Source organism: Pseudomonas sp. NPDC077451 (genome assembly GCF_044543345.1).
GTDB lineage: Bacteria > Pseudomonadota > Gammaproteobacteria > Pseudomonadales > Pseudomonadaceae > Stutzerimonas.
The window spans coordinates 750,524-767,043 of record NZ_JBITVX010000001.1 but is presented as its reverse complement, the minus strand read 5'-3'; the positions used below and the strand labels follow the sequence as shown (position 1 = coordinate 767,043).

Annotated in this window: 17 protein-coding genes and 1 pseudogene; 6 read left to right on the top strand and 12 right to left on the bottom strand. The window is 60.8% G+C overall.

Annotated features, from left to right (window positions below):
- Positions 1 to 131 precede the first annotated feature (131 nt).
- The 7 genes from ACIGHL_RS03640 to ACIGHL_RS03610 all read right to left on the bottom strand — a co-directional run bounded on the left by ACIGHL_RS03640 (position 132) and on the right by ACIGHL_RS03610 (position 6,372).
- Positions 132 to 1,541 carry a DegQ family serine endoprotease gene (locus tag ACIGHL_RS03640; RefSeq protein ID WP_128121233.1) on the bottom strand — a complete coding sequence of 470 codons (1,410 nt, stop codon included), beginning with the start codon at positions 1,539 to 1,541 and terminating at the stop codon, positions 132 to 134.
- Between the two features lie 275 nt (positions 1,542 to 1,816).
- Entirely contained in the window at positions 1,817 to 3,091 is a 1,275-nt protein-coding gene (locus ACIGHL_RS03635; protein WP_128121232.1) for a DUF2254 domain-containing protein, read from the bottom strand.
- A 95-nt stretch (positions 3,092 to 3,186) separates the two neighbouring features.
- Positions 3,187 to 3,855 carry an HAD family hydrolase gene (locus tag ACIGHL_RS03630; protein WP_128121231.1) on the bottom strand — a complete coding sequence of 223 codons (669 nt, stop codon included), beginning with the start codon at positions 3,853 to 3,855 and terminating at the stop codon, positions 3,187 to 3,189.
- A 124-nt stretch (positions 3,856 to 3,979) separates the two neighbouring features.
- Positions 3,980 to 4,453, bottom strand: coding sequence for a DoxX family protein (locus ACIGHL_RS03625; RefSeq protein ID WP_128121230.1), 474 nt, complete (start codon positions 4,451 to 4,453; stop codon positions 3,980 to 3,982).
- Between the two features lie 21 nt (positions 4,454 to 4,474).
- A complete protein-coding gene (locus ACIGHL_RS03620) occupies positions 4,475 to 5,254 on the bottom strand; it encodes an HvfC/BufC N-terminal domain-containing protein (RefSeq protein ID WP_128121229.1) in 780 nt (259 codons plus the stop codon).
- The gene (gene bufB / locus ACIGHL_RS03615; RefSeq protein ID WP_413818155.1) at positions 5,235 to 6,080 is read right to left on the bottom strand and encodes an MNIO family bufferin maturase; all 846 of its coding nucleotides are present in this window, start codon (positions 6,078 to 6,080) and stop codon (positions 5,235 to 5,237) included. The genes ACIGHL_RS03620 and bufB overlap by 20 nt, the downstream gene beginning before the upstream one ends.
- 19 nt (positions 6,081 to 6,099) lie before the next feature.
- Positions 6,100 to 6,372, bottom strand: coding sequence for a BufA1 family periplasmic bufferin-type metallophore (locus ACIGHL_RS03610; protein ID WP_128121227.1), 273 nt, complete (start codon positions 6,370 to 6,372; stop codon positions 6,100 to 6,102).
- Positions 6,373 to 6,584: 212 nt separating this feature from the next.
- Between ACIGHL_RS03610 and ACIGHL_RS03605 the strand changes: the two genes are divergently transcribed.
- From ACIGHL_RS03605 to ACIGHL_RS03595, 3 genes are all read left to right on the top strand, one after another.
- Positions 6,585 to 7,151, top strand: coding sequence for a sigma-70 family RNA polymerase sigma factor (locus ACIGHL_RS03605; protein WP_128121226.1), 567 nt, complete (start codon positions 6,585 to 6,587; stop codon positions 7,149 to 7,151).
- Positions 7,148 to 7,789: a DUF1109 domain-containing protein gene (locus ACIGHL_RS03600; RefSeq protein WP_216706805.1), complete on the top strand. Its 642-nt coding sequence runs from the start codon at positions 7,148 to 7,150 to the stop codon at positions 7,787 to 7,789. The genes ACIGHL_RS03605 and ACIGHL_RS03600 overlap by 4 nt, the downstream gene beginning before the upstream one ends.
- Positions 7,790 to 7,877: 88 nt before the next feature.
- A complete protein-coding gene (locus ACIGHL_RS03595) occupies positions 7,878 to 8,465 on the top strand; it encodes a LysE family translocator (protein WP_128121225.1) in 588 nt (195 codons plus the stop codon).
- On the opposite strand, the pseudogene ACIGHL_RS03590 reads toward ACIGHL_RS03595, so the two are convergent.
- Positions 8,447 to 9,324 (bottom strand): annotated as a pseudogene (locus ACIGHL_RS03590) (helix-turn-helix domain-containing protein). The gene ACIGHL_RS03595 and the pseudogene ACIGHL_RS03590 overlap by 19 nt on opposite strands.
- A 117-nt stretch (positions 9,325 to 9,441) precedes the next feature.
- Entirely contained in the window at positions 9,442 to 10,404 is a 963-nt protein-coding gene (locus ACIGHL_RS03585; protein WP_128121224.1) for a hypothetical protein, read from the bottom strand.
- A 286-nt stretch (positions 10,405 to 10,690) separates the two neighbouring features.
- On the opposite strand from ACIGHL_RS03585, the gene ACIGHL_RS03580 reads away from it, so the two are divergent.
- Positions 10,691 to 11,746, top strand: a complete 1,056-nt coding sequence (locus tag ACIGHL_RS03580; RefSeq protein WP_128121235.1) for a DUF1615 domain-containing protein — start codon at positions 10,691 to 10,693, stop codon at positions 11,744 to 11,746.
- Positions 11,747 to 11,805: 59 nt separating this feature from the next.
- Complete coding sequence (locus ACIGHL_RS03575; protein ID WP_128121223.1) at positions 11,806 to 13,059, top strand: cation:proton antiporter domain-containing protein; 1,254 nt, start codon at positions 11,806 to 11,808, stop codon at positions 13,057 to 13,059.
- Between the two features lie 52 nt (positions 13,060 to 13,111).
- Here ACIGHL_RS03575 and ACIGHL_RS03570 read toward each other — a convergent pair whose 3' ends face one another.
- On the bottom strand, positions 13,112 to 13,717 hold the full coding sequence (locus ACIGHL_RS03570) for an exopolysaccharide biosynthesis protein (protein WP_128121222.1): 606 nt from the start codon (positions 13,715 to 13,717) through the stop codon (positions 13,112 to 13,114).
- Positions 13,718 to 14,002: 285 nt separating this feature from the next.
- Complete coding sequence (locus ACIGHL_RS03565) at positions 14,003 to 14,314, bottom strand: con-10 family general stress protein (RefSeq protein ID WP_025241475.1); 312 nt, start codon at positions 14,312 to 14,314, stop codon at positions 14,003 to 14,005.
- A 434-nt stretch (positions 14,315 to 14,748) separates the two neighbouring features.
- Between ACIGHL_RS03565 and ACIGHL_RS03560 the strand changes: the two genes are divergently transcribed.
- Positions 14,749 to 14,919, top strand: coding sequence for a hypothetical protein (locus ACIGHL_RS03560; RefSeq protein ID WP_181690028.1), 171 nt, complete (start codon positions 14,749 to 14,751; stop codon positions 14,917 to 14,919).
- Between the two features lie 236 nt (positions 14,920 to 15,155).
- Here ACIGHL_RS03560 and ACIGHL_RS03555 read toward each other — a convergent pair whose 3' ends face one another.
- Positions 15,156 to 16,340, bottom strand: coding sequence for an MFS transporter (locus ACIGHL_RS03555; protein WP_128121221.1), 1,185 nt, complete (start codon positions 16,338 to 16,340; stop codon positions 15,156 to 15,158).
- Between the last annotated feature and the right edge of the window lie 180 nt (positions 16,341 to 16,520).

Here is a 16,520-nt window from a genome sequence, read left to right as displayed (position 1 = left end):
GCTGAATGGGCATAAAAAATCCGATACCAGAGGACTGGTATCGGATTTTCTAGAAGCCACGGCCTGGACTCAAATGCTTAAGTGAACAGCATTACGCACATGGCGGGCCTCCTGGTCTTGCTTGCGGCTGCTTACTTCGGCAGTTTGAAGGTGATGAAGCTGGCGCGGCCGTCGCGCAGTACCCGCATCGATACTGAACGGTTCTTCGGCAGGTCCTTGACCACCTGGCTGAACGTCTTAACGGAATCTATCGCTTCGTTGTTCAGGTGCGTGATGACATCCCCCGGACGCAGGCCGATCATCGCTGCCGGGCCCTGGCTGATGTCGTTGATCACTACGCCACCGGAGATTTCCAGCGCCTGACGTTGCGCGTCGGAGAGTTCGGTAACCGAAACACCCAGGCGGTTATTGCTCTGGCTCTTGATGCTCGAACCATCTGCAGAGGCCAGCACGTCGCCATCCTCAGGCAGCGCACCGATGTCGATGTTCAGCGTCTTGCGCTGGCCATCTCGCACCACTTCCAGCTTAGCCTTGCTGCCTGGCTTCATCGCGCCAACCAGATGCGGCAAATCACCGGACATATCGATCGCCTTGCCATTAACGCTCAAGATCACGTCGCCAACTTTCAGGCCGCCCTTGGCAGCCGGACCGCCATCCATCACCTGGGCGACGAGCGCACCAGCAGGACGCTCCAGGCCGAAGGATTCGGCGAGGTCCTTGTTCACTTCCTGAATGACGACACCAAGCCAACCGCGGCTGACCTTGCCGTCTTCACGCAGCTGATTGGCCACGTCCATTGCGACGTCGATCGGGATCGCGAACGACAGGCCCATGAACCCACCGGAACGGGTGAAGATCTGCGAGTTGATGCCAACGACCTCGCCGTCGAGATTGAACAGTGGGCCGCCCGAGTTACCCGGATTGATCGCCACGTCGGTTTGAATGAACGGAACATAGCTTTCGTTTGGCAAGCTGCGACCTTTGGCGCTGACCACGCCTGCTGTCACCGTGTGATCGAAACCAAACGGCGAACCGATCGCGACCACCCACTCGCCTGCTTTCAACGCTTCGGAGCTGCCAATCTTCACGGTCGGCAGGCCGTCCCCTTCGATTTTCAGCAAGGCCACGTCGCTGCGCGGGTCGGCTCCTACGAGCTTAGCCTGCATCTCGCTGCGATCCGGCAAACGCACCATGATCTCATCAGCGTCGGCCACGACGTGGTTATTGGTCAGGACATAGCCGTCCTCAGAAATGATGAAACCCGAACCTAGCGACTGAGCTTCGCGGCGACGCTCGGGCTGCTGAGGCATCCCGCGCTCGAAAAATTCGCGGAACATGGGCGGAATGCCCTCAAGATCAGGCATTTGTGCCTGCGCGTGGCCGCGCATCGGCTGCTTCTGCTTGGTGCTGATGTTCACCACTGCGGGCGAAGCATCCTCCACCAGAGGCGTGAAGTCCGGCAGGTCAGCGTGGGCAATGAGCGTCTGTCCAAACAGCGCTACACCGGCCACGGCAGCCAGGAAATTTCTACGAAGAATCATAGGGACTGGTCTCTCCACGATGAAAAAATGGGGTTAACAACGACCGGTCTCGCGCCACAGCCGATTCCTGGTCAAAAAAAGCAGCGGGTTGCCGCGTGCACAATGGCTGACTCTAAGCTGACAGCCGGTTTGCGGCAAACCCACCCAAGGGAGCTGGCTGTTCCGTCAGCCTGAACCAGACTTTACGCCGAAGACAGTCAGCTTCGTGTGTAGCGGGCGTAAAGGAAAAGTAAGGTTTTCAACAGCAGCGCCCTCGCATTCGGCGTCACAAAGCTCTATTTCCCCTGCTGGTTTGAGGTATCCAAAAGCCCGGCGGCGTCTGCAGCCTGACACACCCGCTGATAGTCGTCCGGCATTGTCAGTGCCGCCTCTGCACGTCTGAGTGCCATCGAGGCATGTCGGTTCGCTGCAAGAGCAACCGCCGCATCGCCGAGCCGACCTAACGACGCCAGCGCTTGCTGCAAGCGTATGCACACCTCGATGATCGCAGCACCGTCCCGCGCGATGGGTGTAAAGAAATCGTCGAGCATGTCCGCTACGCTCAGCCCCGGCGCGAATACGCGGTCGAACTTTGGGTCTTCCGGCGGCGTCGGCCTGGACAGGTGCGACAGCACGCGAACGCCCCGGCCAATCACATCAACTGCGGTGCCTTGGTCGTTGATCCCGGGCGACAGCGCACGCGAAGCGACCTCGGCCATGACGATGATGCCGTACCGGGGGTCTCGGTCGAAGGTCCGCTGCGCGCCGATGACAAAAGCATCGCGCAGGGCGTCGTCGCAGTCTTCACCGATCCCCACCGACCAGGCGATCGGCTGCGACGGCTCCACAAATATCCCGGGAAGTACGCATATATAAACCGCGCGATCCTCCGCCTGGGTCAGTTCGCCCAGCGCAGGCATATCGATATGCTGCACGAAGCCGATCTTCCTGGGGTACAGCGGGCGTGCGCCCGGCAGGGCTTTCGGATCAACCTCCAGCGGCCGACCGCCCAGAAAGGGTTGCTCCATTCGCTGGCACAGCGCTTGGGTGGCGGCCTTCTCGACTCTGGCCGTCGTTTCGGCAACGCGGCCAAGCCCGGACAATTGATCGATCCAGCGCAACAACGCGTAGAGCACCAGAATGACCACAATGATGGTCGCCGCAAACAGCACCACGCGGCCATTGTCGCCGTAAAGCCCTGTGCTCAACGCGATGATGCCGACCAGGCTGAAGATGAACGAGCCAACAAAGGTCGAGAGCGTGTTCTGTGTAGTCGGGTCTTCGACCAACAGGGAAATGGCGCGCGGTGTGACATTGTTCGTTGCCGAGCCATAGGCGGCCACCATGATGCTCAGGGAGAAGGTGGTGACCGCGAGCATGCTGGACGCCAGCACGCCAAGAATATTGTCGACCGCATCGGAACCGATCTTGGTCGGCACGTCGTCCGGGATGTAAGGCGCCGCCACCAGCGCGACCAGCGCGGTAGCAATCCCCAACACCGAATACAGGCTGGCCCGGAACCAGGGCCGCTTACTGATGCGGATGACAAACCACTTCCAACGCTCAATCATCTGTTGCTCGCAATACGTCCGTTTCACTACAGACAAGCGCGCTGAAGGACTGTTGCGTAGGCTTGGCGGTTTCTTCCCGCCTCGGCCGCCAGAGCTTAGCGGGCCAGCGCCTCGACCGTTGCGGGCAAGTCACGCATGTCATTGATCACGGCGGCCACCCCCAGCTCACGCAACGCTTGGTCATGCCCAGCTGGAATGTGGCTGGCGCCGGTAAAGCCGATCACCTGCATGCCCGCGGTGCGCGCCGCCAGCACGCCGGTCGGGCTGTCTTCAACGACCAGACAATGACCAGGCGCGACGCCCATGCGCTCGGCAGCCAGCAAGTACACGTCGGGCGCCGGTTTCGGTGAGCGGACCATTTCGGCGCAGAAGATATTGCCGGCCACCCGTTCGGTCAGGCCGGCACGCTGCAGCGATGCTTGAACGTTGTGCAAACGGCTATTGGATGCCACCGCCAGCGGCAGCTTGATGGCCAACAGCGCTTCGCGCACGCCCGGGATCGCCTGGACTTCTTCCGCCACGACCTTCTCGCTCTGCCGACGTAGATCGACATCGAAAGTCTCCGGCATGGTCAGGTCGAAGCGTTTTTCGATCAGATCGATGATGCTCGGAACGGTCAGGCCGAAGGTGCCTTCCAGCGCGGCATGCAGCTGCTCGGCGGGTACATGCAGGCTCAGGGCCTCGAACAGGACGCGGTGGCTGATAATTTCACTGTCGACGATCACACCGTCGCAGTCGCTGATCAGCAAGTCGATAGAGGCCATCGAATCTCCCGTTGTGAATGCGCAGAACGGCGCGACGACTCCGGTTTGGAGACAGCGCCTTGGACTGCAAACGGTGCGTTGAGTTTAGCCTGCGACGGTACAGCAGCGGCCCAATCATGCCGCCTCAGCGAATGCCCAACATCCGGTCAGCCGACCAACGCCCAGCGCCACGGCCGATAACGACCAGCATCAGGCCGCTCCAGGTCAGGTGCGTAGGCCAGGCATCGGGGTAAACGAAGAGCTGGATCACCAGCGTCATGCCCAGCAGGGCCAAGGCCGATAGCCGCGCCAACAGGCCGAGCACCAGCAGCAGTGGGAACAGATGCTCGGCATAGGTGGCCAGATGCGCTGCAAGATAAGGCGACAACAGCGGCAGCGCGTATTCGGTTTCGAACAGGCTGAAGGTGCTGGGTTTGATTGTAAGAAAGCCGCTGACCTTGGTTCGCCCGGAATAAAAGAACACTGCGGCGATGGCCAAGCGCGCCACCAGACCCAACATCGAGTCGCTGAGGTGGTGTTGCAGCCATACGGCGAGTCGATTCCAGTACTGCAACGGACTCGATGTCGTGCTGGTTGGGTTCCTGTGCAGGGTGTGCATGTCGGTCACTCCAGTTGCTGATCAATCGATGGCGAAGACCCGAGCGGCAAACAGGCCCGCCAGCAGCGCATTGAAATCCAGCGCGGGCTGGGCCTCGAGCGCGAGATCCGATGCGCTGGCAAGCGTATGGCCATCGGCGCAGGCGTCGAGAAAGGCACAGCCGCCAACGCTCAAGGGCTGCCAGACAACACGGTTCTCTCGCCGACAGAGCAACGTGCCCTCGCCCTGCCAGAGCAGCGGATCGGGCACATCGATGCCTTCGCGGTTGCAACGCCATAGGCTGAACGCCGGCAAAACGGACCAATGCCAGCGCGCCGCTGCATGGGGTCGCAAATGCAGTTCGGCCAGCTGGATCGGCGTCATCGAGCTCAGCGTATGCAGTTCCAGTCGAGGTTCCTCCGCCGCGGCAAACGCCTCAAGCCACAGCCGATCGAGGCGCGCGATCTCGGCGAGGTACGGTAAGTCGCGGGCAGGTTCGAAACGCTGCAGAAATTCTGCAAAGCCATCGCCATAGCTGATCAACTGTGGCTGGGTCGGAGGGCACTGCTGCGCGAAAACGCAGGCCGCTTCGCTCATCCAATCGGCGCCTACCAGCCGCTCGACCGTCGGAAAGTTCGCGCGCAGGGCATCTACACACCCTTTCATCACGGTGTTGCGGTACACCGCGAACCCCGGCTGCGCGATAAGCCTCGCCAGCCAATCAGCTGGGGGGGCAGCAGCGGTCGAGTCAGTCGCCATGGGTTCGCTGGCCCATAGCGCTTCGATCAAGCCATCCTGAAACTCAGCAAGCGAGCGCGTCATGCCGCGTCCTCCTTTCCAGCAGCCGCTGCGCGTGGTCGCGCTCGACCAACAGTTCGGCGAAGGTTGGCAACAGGTCGTCACGTTCGATCAGTGTTGGGCGCGGGCCGATGCGCTCGATCAACTGTTCATAAAGCGACCAGACGGCGTCAGCTATCGGCGCGTCGTGGGAGTCGATCAATAGCCCTGAGTGCTCCGAGCTGTCCTGCCTATGTCCGGCCAGATGCACTTCCAGTAAGGCTTCAGCGGGAAAACCATCGATATAGGCGGCGGCATCGAAGCCGAGATTGTGGGCGCTGACGTGTACGTTGTTGACGTCCAGCAACAGGCCGCAGCCACTGCGGCGCGACAGCTCGGCGAGAAACTCGATTTCATCCCACTCATGCCCGTCGAGGCGCAGGTAGTGGCTTGGGTTTTCCACCGCAATCTGTCGCCCGAGCCGTTCCTGGGTGCGCTGAACGTTGTCGACGATACGGTTCAAGGCCGCACCGGTACGTGGAAACGGCAGGAGATCGGGATTGTACTGACCTCGCCAGGCGGACCAGGCCAGGTGTTCGGAAACCAGAGCCGGCTGAACGCGCTCGGCCAGCATCCTGAGGCGTTGCAGATGGGCCTCGTCCGGCGGGCAATCGGCCGCCAGCGACAGCGATACGCCATGCAGTGAAAGCGGATGGCGCTCGCCGATAGCGTCTAGCCAGGCCAGACGAGGCCCGCCGCCGAGCATGTAGTTCTCCGGGTGCACTTCGAACCAGAGCCCTGGCGCTGCACAGTCGTGCGCCGCCTCATAATGCTCGGGCTTGAGTCCCAGGCCTGCTCCCAGAGCCGACATGCTCATGCGGAACCTCCTATCAGGATTCGATTGGCGTCAGAGAACCCATGCCTTCGGGCGTCTTGATCGAGGTGCAGGTCCCTGCGGGTACGTTCTTCCAGGCATTGCCCTGGTAATCCATTTTGGACGTGCCGGCGCAGCTGGTGCCGGCACCAGCCTTGCAATCGTTCTGACCGGCGAGCGCGACGCCATAGCATTTCTCCATGGCGCCTTCGGTGTTTTCCGCAGCTGTGGCACCGGCGGCGATGGTTGCAAGGGCAACGGCTGCAGCAGCAAGGGCGAGATTATTCATTGATGTTTCTCCATGCGGTGTTGCCGCCAGCGGTTTTACTGGCAGCTCGACCAGTAGTTCGCCCTGCTCGGTCAATCGGTTACAGCAGGAGCAATAAATATATTTTTTGAGAATTCTTCCGTCTCGACCTACCGTAGCGGCGCGCCCCGCCGTTGGCTGGAGGCAAAGGACGGCAGCATCGATTTTTTCCTTGCGTGTAACCAGAGCGACCGATGCAACGAACTACCAGTCACGAGGCGTTGAAGGCACGCGAAACCCATCTGCAACAGCTGTTATTGCAGGGGCTGGACGGCGACGAGGCGGCGTACCGGCAATTCCTGACGCTGCTCAGCGCACATCTGCGCAGTTTTCTCAGGCGCAGGCTGCAATCACCCGAGGTCGAAGACCTGCTCCAGGAAGCGTTGCTTGCGGTGCACAACGCGCGGCATACCTATCGGTCCGAGCAACCGGTGACAGCCTGGGTGCAGGCCATCGCCCGCTACAAATTGATGGATCATTTTCGAGCCCATGCAAGGCACGACGCCTTGAATGATCCCCTTAGCGACCAAGCAGAGCTGCTGGCCGACGAAGATCACCAGGCCAAACAGGCGCAGCGGGACCTGGCGCGGCTGCTCGAACAACTGCCGGACAAGCAACGCTTGCCCATTTTTCACGTCAAATTACAGGGGCTTTCGGTGGAAGAAACCGCTCGACGAACCGGACTTTCGGCTTCAGCAGTCAAGGTCGGCGTTCACCGCGGACTGAAGGCGCTGGCCGCCCTGATTGGAGGTCATCGATGAAGACCGACGAGCTGATCAACATGCTCGCCAACCACGCACCGCCCGTGGATCGGCAGATCGTCACGCGCCGCTTTGGTACAGCCCTGGTCATCGGTCTGGCGCTGGCATTGCTGGTGTTACTGACGGTCTTCGGCATTCGCCCGGACATTGGGCAAGTCGCGGCGACCCCGCTGTTCTGGGCCAAGCTGGCGCTGCCGGCTAGCCTGCTTGCGGGCGCGCTGCTGGTAACCACGCGGCTGGCCAGACCGGGAGCGCCTGTGGGTAACGGCTGGGTCACTGTCGCAGCGCCGGTGGTAGCGGTTTGGCTGGCGGCGTTGGGCCTGTTGCTCAGCGTTTCGGCCAATAACCGTTGGGCACTGATTTTCGGGGAAACCTGGCGAGTCTGCCCAGTGAACATTGCGCTACTGTCGATTCCAGCGTTCGTCTGCGTGTTCTGGGCAATCCGCGGCTTTGCGCCGACCCGGCCGCGTCTCGCCGGCGCAGCCGGTGGATTGTTGGCCGGGTCGATGGCGACCCTAGCCTACAGCCTGCATTGTCCTGAGATGAGCGTCGCTTTCTGGGCCGTCTGGTATGTGCTCGGCATGCTCATACCCACCGCCGTCGGCGCCCTCCTCGGCCCACGACTGTTGCGTTGGTAAGCCGCACAACGCGCATTTTCTTCAATACCGCGGCAGTTCCCGCTCCTATCGTCGCGCTAATGTTCATGCGAACTTTCAGGAGCTTTCGATGAGTCTTTCGCTGTCCATGGCCGCCTTCGCGCTGGCTTCTTCCATATCGCCCGGCCCGGTCAACATCGTCGCGCTCAGCGCTGGCGCGCAGTTCGGTTTGCGGCCAGCCATGCGTCACGTTAGCGGCGCAACCATCGGCTTCACGCTGCTACTGTTGCTGATCGGGCTAGGCCTGAACGAACTTCTCGGTCAGTGGCCCTGGCTGGCCGAGTCGATCAAGCTGGCTGGCGTGGCATTTCTGCTGTACATGGCGTTTCGGCTGGCCGCAGACGATGGTCGTTTGAATGCTGAAAAACCTGCGATGCGGCCAACGATGCTGTATGGCGCCACGATGCAGTGGCTCAATCCCAAGGCCTGGCTGGCCTCGGTCGCGGGCATGGGCTTATTCGCTGCTGCGGGCGACGCCCCCTCAGTCTGGCGCTTCGCAGCGATCTACTTCGTAATCTGCTATGCCTCACTGGCGTGCTGGGCGTATGCGGGCACCTTCCTGCGGCAACATCTCAACAAGCCCGCACGGGTACGGCTGTTCAATCGATCGATGGCAGCGCTGCTGGTCGCCAGCGCGGCTTACCTGCTGCTGACCTGACGGGTGTCGTGGCGCACGTTTCGGCCTCCCGTTCGATAGTGCCCGGGCGTAGCAGCCAGCAGTTGCTTGAAAGCGCGTTGCAGGTGCGCCTGGTCAGCAAAACCCGCATCCAGCGCCACATCTGCAATAGGCCGGCCACGCCGCAGCTCGGTACGCGCAAACTGCACGCGCCGATTGGTCAGGTAAGCATGCGGGGTGATCCCGAACTGTTTTTTGAAGGCGCGGATGAGGCTCGACGGTGAGACGCCTGCCACGAGGCTGATGTCGCCCAGCTTGAGGGAGCGCTGATAATTGTCGGCGATGAACTCGGCGGCGCGCTGCAGTTTCAGGTCACTCACCGGGACGCCGACTTCGAGCCACAATCGCTCGTGCAGCAAAGAGAAGAAAGATACGGCGGCGGTTTCCTTTTGCAGCAAGTCGGCTTTGTCGTCGACGAGCACTGCATGAAAGCGGCGAAAGCCCGACTGCAGCAGCGGATCGCGGGTCATTATTGGGGCGAAGCAGCGGAAACCGCCGCCCTCCATCCCCAGGTCGTCCTGCAACTGGCTCAACCAGCCAGCATCGACATACAGCATGCGATACGCCCATGGCTGGTTCTGGATCGGATTGCAGGCATGTACATCGCCGGGGTTCATCAGCACCAGGGTGCCGGCTTCAACGCGGCACTGATGATCGCCGTTGATGTAGGTACTGGCACCGCTGTCGATCAACCCGATGGAGAAGGTTTCGTGGCTGTGCCGCGCATAACAGACGCGGCGGCCATCTCCACACTGCGCGACTCAATGAACGGCAGCGCCTCGTCGCGCCAGAAGCTGGAGCCCGAAGCTGAACGAGACTGGGCGAGGACTTGCTGATGCATAGTCGAATCTGTAACGGCAGTTGGAATCTCAGCGTAGCCGAAAACGGGGCGATTGATTGGCAACCTGCTGTGTTTCGGCAAGGCGAGCAATGGCCTTCGGGGCAACGGGAACGGCCATCAGAGAATTTCCAGCCCCTCGCACTTGTAATCACCGATGAAGATATCGTCCTGCAGCACCTCGCCGTCGAGGTTGAAGCAGAACAGGTAGCTCTCGGTTCGAGAGCCGATCTCGACGCTTTTCAGGCCAACGCACTCGTTGGGATGGCCCGGCAGGATCTTGAACGACGAAATGCCCCGTTCAGGAACACGCTGACCAACCTCAAGGGTTCGGATCTGGCTGAAGTCTTCGTTGGCAATAATCAAGGTGTTGGCGCCACGCTCCCGCTCATCGATCGCCTCGTCGAATGGCTCGGTCGAGATCTTGCGCGGAAAGAAAAGCCATTCCCGGCGATACGGGTGCCACTCGGCCGCCTCGTGGATCACATAGCCGTCCGGCCCAACGCCTAGCGCGTCGCGGATGCGTTGATAGCGCTCCGACCAGTCCACGCTCTGCACGGCGTAGTGGCGGTCGAGCAGCTTCACCCACTCCTCAGAGGCCCTCTTACCGTGGCTGCCGACTACCAATTGGTCGTTATAGAGTGTTGCCCACTCCGCTTTGAAACCCTTGAAGGCTTCGTCGCCGCTGCCGGTCATGAGAATGTTTCGAGGCACCAGCTGGTTCTGGTCGCGGATTTCACAGACCAAGCCGGTGCGGTCGTCGAAGGTCACCAAGCGCTTGCCGAACATGGCCAGCTCGGAGAATTCAGCGCCGCGCCCGCCCTCGGCGATCAGGCTGACTAGCTGAAACTCGCCACCCTCATGCTCAGGGATGTCCTCGAAACGGAAGTTTGGCTTGCCCGTTTGCGGGTCGACGTCACGGTGCAGTCGATCATGGCGCAGGGTTGATTGCCAGGCGATTTGGCCGCTGTCCAATTCAACCTGGGACGCGTGGTCTTCATCTGTGATGATGGCCAGCAGGTATTCGCGGGTGGTGCTGTCGTAGCGTTCGAGTCGCCGAACGTCGAAGTGCGATTCGCTCATGAGGTCAGGTGCTCGTCGGTGTTTGGCGCCACCGGCACGCCCGGTGGCTTGTCAGGTTTCGGACAGCGAGAACCTCGCAAGTTCACCGGCAGTCATCAGCACCTCAGCGCCTGCAGAACGGCTGCGTCTGTTTTACTGTCGGAACCTGAACCACGTATCCAGATGGGACCGCATGATTTTTCAGTTCTCAAATCGACAGCGTTCGACTGTCGACTCACACGCACCAACGCCGACTCTCTCCAGCCGGGCTGCGCGCCGACTCGCCGTTACGCTCACCAGCGCCTTGATGCTCGGCCTGGCCGGCTGCGGCACGCAAAAACCGGAGGTGCCTGCGCCCCGGCCGGACGAAGTCCGCGCCAAGATCGTCCGGCTGATCCCCAGCAACATCCCGAATCGACAGGGCTGGGCCACCGACATCTACGCCGCCTTCGATGCGCTGGCGATCCCGCCGACCAACGAGAACCTCTGCGCCGTCCTGGCCGTCACGGTGCAGGAATCCACTTTCCAGGCGACCCCTCCGGTCCCAGGCCTGGCGAAAATTGCCCGCGATGAGATCTACCGGCGCGCGTCCCGACTGCATGTCCCACGCTTCATCGTAGATGCGGCCTTGGACGTTCAATCACCCAACGGCAAGACGTACAGCCAGCGCCTCGCGGCGGTGCGCACTGAAGAACAGCTGAGCGCAATCTTCGACGACTTCCTCGGCATCATGCCGCTCGGCAAACAGCTGTTCGGCACGCTCAACCCGGTCAAGACCGGTGGCCCCATGCAAGTCAGTATCGCCTTCGCCGAAGACCGCGCACGCGACTATCCCTATCGCCGGGAAGGCTCTATCCGGGATGAGGTGTTCACTCGCCGCGGCGGTATGTACTTCGGCATTGCACATCTGCTGGACTACCCCGCTAGTTACACCCAGCCGCTGTACCGCTTCGCAGATTTCAATGCCGGCTGGTATGCCAGCCGCAACGCTGCGTTTCAGGCCGCGGTCAGCCGCGCGAGCGGAATCAAGCTGACCCTCGATGGCGATCTGATCATTCATGGCAGCAGCAAAGCCGGCCAGACCGAGCGTGCGGTTCGCTCGCTGGCGGGCAAGCTCGACATGAGCGAGACAGCGATTCGCAACGCCCTGGAGCGCGGCGATACGCACGGATTCGAGAAAACCACGCTGTATGAGCGCGTGTTCGCCTTGGCTGAGAAGCGTGCAGGAAAGCCTCTGCCCCGCTCGGTGCTGCCTGGCATTCGGCTGGAGAGTCCGAAAATCACGCGCAACCTGACGACCGCCTGGTTTGCCAATCGGGTCAATGACCGACATTTAGCGTGTATGAAACGCGCCGGCAACTAGCGGGAACATTTTGTGACCGGCCCCCCTCGCAGTAGAAGTACTGCGAACTCGGAGCCTTCATGTCCCAGCTGAACATTGCACTTGCCATCATGGGCGGCGTTGCCGTCTGTATTGCCTTGCTGTCGGCGCTGATCAAGCGTAGCCCTGTATCCGAGCCGGCGCTCGCCGTGCTGGTCGGCCTTGCTGTCGGTCCATATGGCTTGAGTTGGCTCGATCTTGCACGCTGGGGCGAGACGTTCAGCATTCTCGAGCAAGCGGCGCGGCTGACGCTGGCAATCGGGCTGATGGGCGTTGCACTGCGCCTGCAGCGTGCGGCGCTCAAGGCCATCCTCAAGCCCGTCATGCTCTTGCTGATCTTCGTCATGCTCGGTATGTGGCTGGTGTCATCCTTGTTGGCCGGTTGGCTGCTGGGGTTGTCGCTATGGGCAGCCCTGCTGCTGGGTGCAGTGGTCACACCCACCGACCCGGTAGTCGCCAGCTCGATCGTGACCGGCAAGTTCGCAAAACAGCACCTCCCCTTGCGGCTGCGCGACACCCTGTCGGCCGAATCCGGAGCCAATGACGGCCTGGCCTACGCCTTCGTCATGCTGCCAATTCTCATGCTCAGCCATTCGCCTGATCAGGCCTGGTCGCGCTGGCTCATCGAGTCGGTACTGATCGGCATCGGTGGTGCCGCGCTGATGGGCGCAATCGTGGGTTTTGCAGCAGCCAAACTGCTGGCCTTTGCAGAGCGCAAGAAGCTGGTTGCCAGTTCCTCTCTGCTGGGCTACACCGTGGCGTTCTCGCTATTGACGCTGGGACTCGCCAAGCTACTGCAGACAGATGGCGTGCTGGCGGTATTCGCAGCGGGGCTGGCGTTCAACCTCTTCAGCGAGAAGCACGAAGAGCAGGAAGAAGAAAACATCCAGGAAGCAGTGGCAAAGCTATTCACGCTGCCGATGTTTGTGATCTTCGGCATCGCCCTTCCCTTGCACGAGTGGGTAGCGCTGGGATGGCCGCTGGTGGCGCTTGCGTTGCTGATCCTGCTGTTGCGCAGGCCTCCGGTGGTGATGGTGATGGCCAGCACCTGGCGTCATTCGCTCAACTCCCGCGACTCGCTCTACCTCGGCTGGTTCGGCCCGCTGGGTATCGCCGCGATCTACTACGCCGCGCTCGCCCATAGCCATCTGCACGATCCGCTCTATTGGCATGCGGCGAGCGCGTTGATCTTCGCATCGATAATGATTCACGGCGTGTCCGCGGCACCGCTGTCGCGTCTGTATTCACGCCATCCCGGCGCAGCGCCGCGAGGTAGCGCTCACCTGGACGAGTAGTCTGGCTGAGCCAATAGTTCGGAAACGGGCGGACCGCATTGGGACGCGGCAATCAGCCAATCAGCCCCATTCCCGCAAGCACGAACGCGCCGACCGTCACTATCAGCCCGAGAACGATGGCTGCTCCGTCTCGGGTGGTGATACCCAGACCGAACAGGCAGATGGCCGAGAACGGCGCGGTGCTGGCGAAGGGCAACAGTTCAAGCGGAGGCACCGAGGTCGCAAGCACGACGCAGAGCACCGCAATCACTCGTAGAAAGCTGTTGCTGGTGGCCCAGTCCAAACGCTTGTTGCTCACTTTGTCCAGCCAGCGCACAACCGGACGGATTTTGTTCAGGCCCTTCTCAAGCTTCTGACCGCTGACCGAGCGATGCGCGAGAAATCCGGGCATCCAGAAATGATGCCGACCAAACAACATCTGGATGGCGAACAACGCGACGATCAGTGCGAGCATGCTCGGCACGCCGGGGATACCGCCGACCGGGCTGATCTCGATGATTGCAGGAACGAACAGGAACGGCCCGAAACTGCGCTGACCGATTTTGTTCTGAATGTCACCAACCGATACCTTAGATTGGTTATCGCCTAACTCGACGACACCGTCGATCACTTGTTCAAGACAGTCATGTTCGTGTTCGCGCTTGTTAGTCTCAGTCATGCGGTCCTCCTCGTCGCAGTAGGGCTGTGGATACGGCAGAATGCCGCTGCGACACCTAAAGCACTGTTCCGCTGACATAATCCTCTGATGAGCTACAGCAAGTTATTTGTGATCACGAAACAGCAAATAACAGTCACAGCTTAGTTGCACCAAAATTGTACAACTTACAACCATGCGACTTATATCATCATTACCGTGCCGCTCAATCAAACGGCAAAAAAAAGCGGAACTTGCTAAGCAAGTTCCGCTTATGTTCGCTTACGTTAGCAATAATGCGTTAGCGTATTACGATTTGCGGCCGCCACCGTGGCTGTTTTCGCCGCCTTTCTTACCGGCTTCAGAGGCCTTCTCGCGGTCGTTGGCAAAGTTGCCACCGCTGTTCTGGCCGCCTTTCTGGCCGGCTTCAGAAGCTTTCTCGCGGTCGTTAGCGAAGTTACCGCCGCTGTTCTGGCCGCCCTTCTGGCCGGCTTCGGAGGCGCGCTGCGGATCGTTGGCAAAGTTGCCGCCGCTGTTGTGACCGCCTTTTTGCCCAGCTTCGGAGGCCTTTTCGCGGTCGTTTGCAAAGTTACCCGGATTTCCGCTCTTATCGTTCGACATGAGATTACTCCAGTTACTTGGTGGTACTTAAAATGGCGACCGCTCTGCAGCCGCCTCACTATCTCGGAGGACAAGAGCGGCCCAAGAGTTCTAAAAAAAAAACATATCTCGATGAACGGCGCACAGTTCAAACTGCCATTACAAGCGCAACAGATGGACAATAAATAATTGCATTTAGATAGCAACGAAACGCTAAATGCCCCACCCGCGCCAGTTACACCGCTATATATACTTTTCCACACTTTACGATCACCAGCGATCAAGGCATGCGATCCGAAAACGCCGTTCATCGGCGCGGCGAAACGGGCGGGATTTGTCAACAACCTGTAACCGAATCCGGGCAGTCTCGGAGCCATGGAAAGCCGCGACGGCTGGCGCAAGGATGCGACCTTTTTCAGGACCACCAACCACTCGACCGAGACATTGGAGGCCACATGAGCAGCAAAACTCTGGAAACCCTGGTCAAGCGATCCGACCTCAACCCCAAGCAGCCGCTTGAGTTCTGGAGGCAGCTGCGGCGCTGTAAGACAGACTATCGCCCGAGCGCGGCGGCACTGGCGAGGCGTGCGTCAATGGACCTCGAGTTCTGCGCGGCCGGCCGATAAGCAGCGTCTAGCCGGCATGCCCCGTACGTCGCCCTTACGTCGCAACAGAACAAACAGAACCGGGCTCAGCCTTGAGCCCGCAGGCGCGCAGGTTTAACAGTACGCCTGCCCTCTCAGATGACGGGTGAGGTCGAAAGCTATTCGCTCCCTCGTTCAGATACGACGCGACCAGAACCCTCAATCGAGGATGCACCGCCGAAGCGAGCAGAAAGCTTCTGCAGCGGTTTGGTCATCACTCACGACTGAGTGGCGCGCTCCTGACGGAGCAAAAGCCAGACGATCCCGAGCGCCCCGACTGCCACCACCGCAGCGCCAAGAAAGATGCTCTGCATGCCGATGTAAGCCGCTAGCACGCCCATGATCGCGCCGGACAGCCCCAGCGACAGGTCGAAGAACATGGCGAACACGCTGAGGCCCGAGCTGCGATTGGCCGTTCCCACGCGTGACACTACGCCAACCCCCAGCGCGGGATAGAGCAAGGACAGCCCGCAGCCCGTTAGCGCGGAGCCTGCCAGGGCAAAGCTGGGCGCCTCCGCAAGCCAGAGCAACAAGAGCCCGAAAATCTCCACCACCAGGCACACCATCGCCACCGAATAACCGCCGACGCGGTTGATGAGGTTCGGACACAACAACCGCGTCCCGATAAAGGCAAACGCAAAGGCCGTGAGGCACCAGGCCGCGCCATCCCAACCGCGGGCGTTGTAATACAGCGCGATGAAAGCGGTCAGCGTGCCGTAGCCAATGGTGGCCAACGCCAGGCTGATACCAGGCGGTGCGACCTTCCACAGGACTTTGCCGAACGGCAAGCGCTTGCCCGGGTTCAGCGGTGCATCACCACGCCGCCAAGCCAATGCGAGGCCCGTCGAGGCAAGCGCCATCGTCACGACACCCAGGCTCCACAGACCCAAGGATTGAGTGAGAAAGACACCAAGCGGTGCGCCGATCCCGACGCCGCCGTAAGCCGCCACGCCATTCCAGGAGATCATTCGCGCTGTGCTTTCCGCGCCCAGTCGGCTGATGCCCCAGCTGATCGCCGATATGCCGATCAGACTCTGCGCAAACCCGAGAATCAACCGGCTGCCGACCATCACGGCGATGCTTGCCATCGGCCAGGATTCCAGCAACGCCGAGGCGAGCAGCAACAGACCACTCAGCAACCCGGACGCCATGCCGATCAACACGGTTTTCTTCGCCCCGCGCTCGTCCGCCAACCGTCCGGCAAGCGGGCGGCAAAGCAAGGTGGTCAGGTACTGCGCACCGATCACGATGCCGGCGATAGCAGTGCTGAAGCCGAGATTTTCATGGATGTAGCCCGGCAGCGACGCCAACGGGATGCCGATGGAAATGAACGAGATGAAGTTGAACACCACCAGAGACAGGATGAAGAAGGTGTCGTTGGCAGAAGGTTTCGCAGCGGGCATCGGATCGCCTGTTGGGATGAGCTGAAGGAAGATGACACGGCGGGCCAAACCGACCCCGGCGCCTATGGAGCGCCGAGGTAGCGCGCGGGTCGTCCGAGGTTAGGACCACTAAGTGATTGGTCCGATCTTGCCCAAGCGGAAGTCATCATACAACCACCGTCAGGCCGATGGCGCGCTCGA

Coding starts and splice junctions, on each gene's coding strand:
- ACIGHL_RS03560 (WP_181690028.1), top strand. CDS start 14,749: ATGAGCAGCAAAACTCTGGAAACCCTGGTCAAGCGATCCGACCTCAAC.
- ACIGHL_RS03570 (WP_128121222.1), bottom strand. CDS start 13,717: ATGACTGAGACTAACAAGCGCGAACACGAACATGACTGTCTTGAACAA.
- ACIGHL_RS03640 (WP_128121233.1), bottom strand. CDS start 1,541: ATGATTCTTCGTAGAAATTTCCTGGCTGCCGTGGCCGGTGTAGCGCTG.
- ACIGHL_RS03610 (WP_128121227.1), bottom strand. CDS start 6,372: ATGAATAATCTCGCCCTTGCTGCTGCAGCCGTTGCCCTTGCAACCATC.
- ACIGHL_RS03620 (WP_128121229.1), bottom strand. CDS start 5,254: ATGACGCGCTCGCTTGCTGAGTTTCAGGATGGCTTGATCGAAGCGCTA.
- ACIGHL_RS03600 (WP_216706805.1), top strand. CDS start 7,148: ATGAAGACCGACGAGCTGATCAACATGCTCGCCAACCACGCACCGCCC.
- ACIGHL_RS03565 (WP_025241475.1), bottom strand. CDS start 14,314: ATGTCGAACGATAAGAGCGGAAATCCGGGTAACTTTGCAAACGACCGC.
- ACIGHL_RS03595 (WP_128121225.1), top strand. CDS start 7,878: ATGAGTCTTTCGCTGTCCATGGCCGCCTTCGCGCTGGCTTCTTCCATA.
- ACIGHL_RS03625 (WP_128121230.1), bottom strand. CDS start 4,453: ATGCACACCCTGCACAGGAACCCAACCAGCACGACATCGAGTCCGTTG.
- ACIGHL_RS03580 (WP_128121235.1), top strand. CDS start 10,691: ATGCTCGGCCTGGCCGGCTGCGGCACGCAAAAACCGGAGGTGCCTGCG.
- ACIGHL_RS03555 (WP_128121221.1), bottom strand. CDS start 16,340: ATGCCCGCTGCGAAACCTTCTGCCAACGACACCTTCTTCATCCTGTCT.
- ACIGHL_RS03635 (WP_128121232.1), bottom strand. CDS start 3,091: ATGATTGAGCGTTGGAAGTGGTTTGTCATCCGCATCAGTAAGCGGCCC.
- ACIGHL_RS03575 (WP_128121223.1), top strand. CDS start 11,806: ATGTCCCAGCTGAACATTGCACTTGCCATCATGGGCGGCGTTGCCGTC.
- bufB (WP_413818155.1), bottom strand. CDS start 6,080: ATGTCGGCTCTGGGAGCAGGCCTGGGACTCAAGCCCGAGCATTATGAG.
- ACIGHL_RS03585 (WP_128121224.1), bottom strand. CDS start 10,404: ATGAGCGAATCGCACTTCGACGTTCGGCGACTCGAACGCTACGACAGC.
- ACIGHL_RS03605 (WP_128121226.1), top strand. CDS start 6,585: ATGCAACGAACTACCAGTCACGAGGCGTTGAAGGCACGCGAAACCCAT.
- ACIGHL_RS03630 (WP_128121231.1), bottom strand. CDS start 3,855: ATGGCCTCTATCGACTTGCTGATCAGCGACTGCGACGGTGTGATCGTC.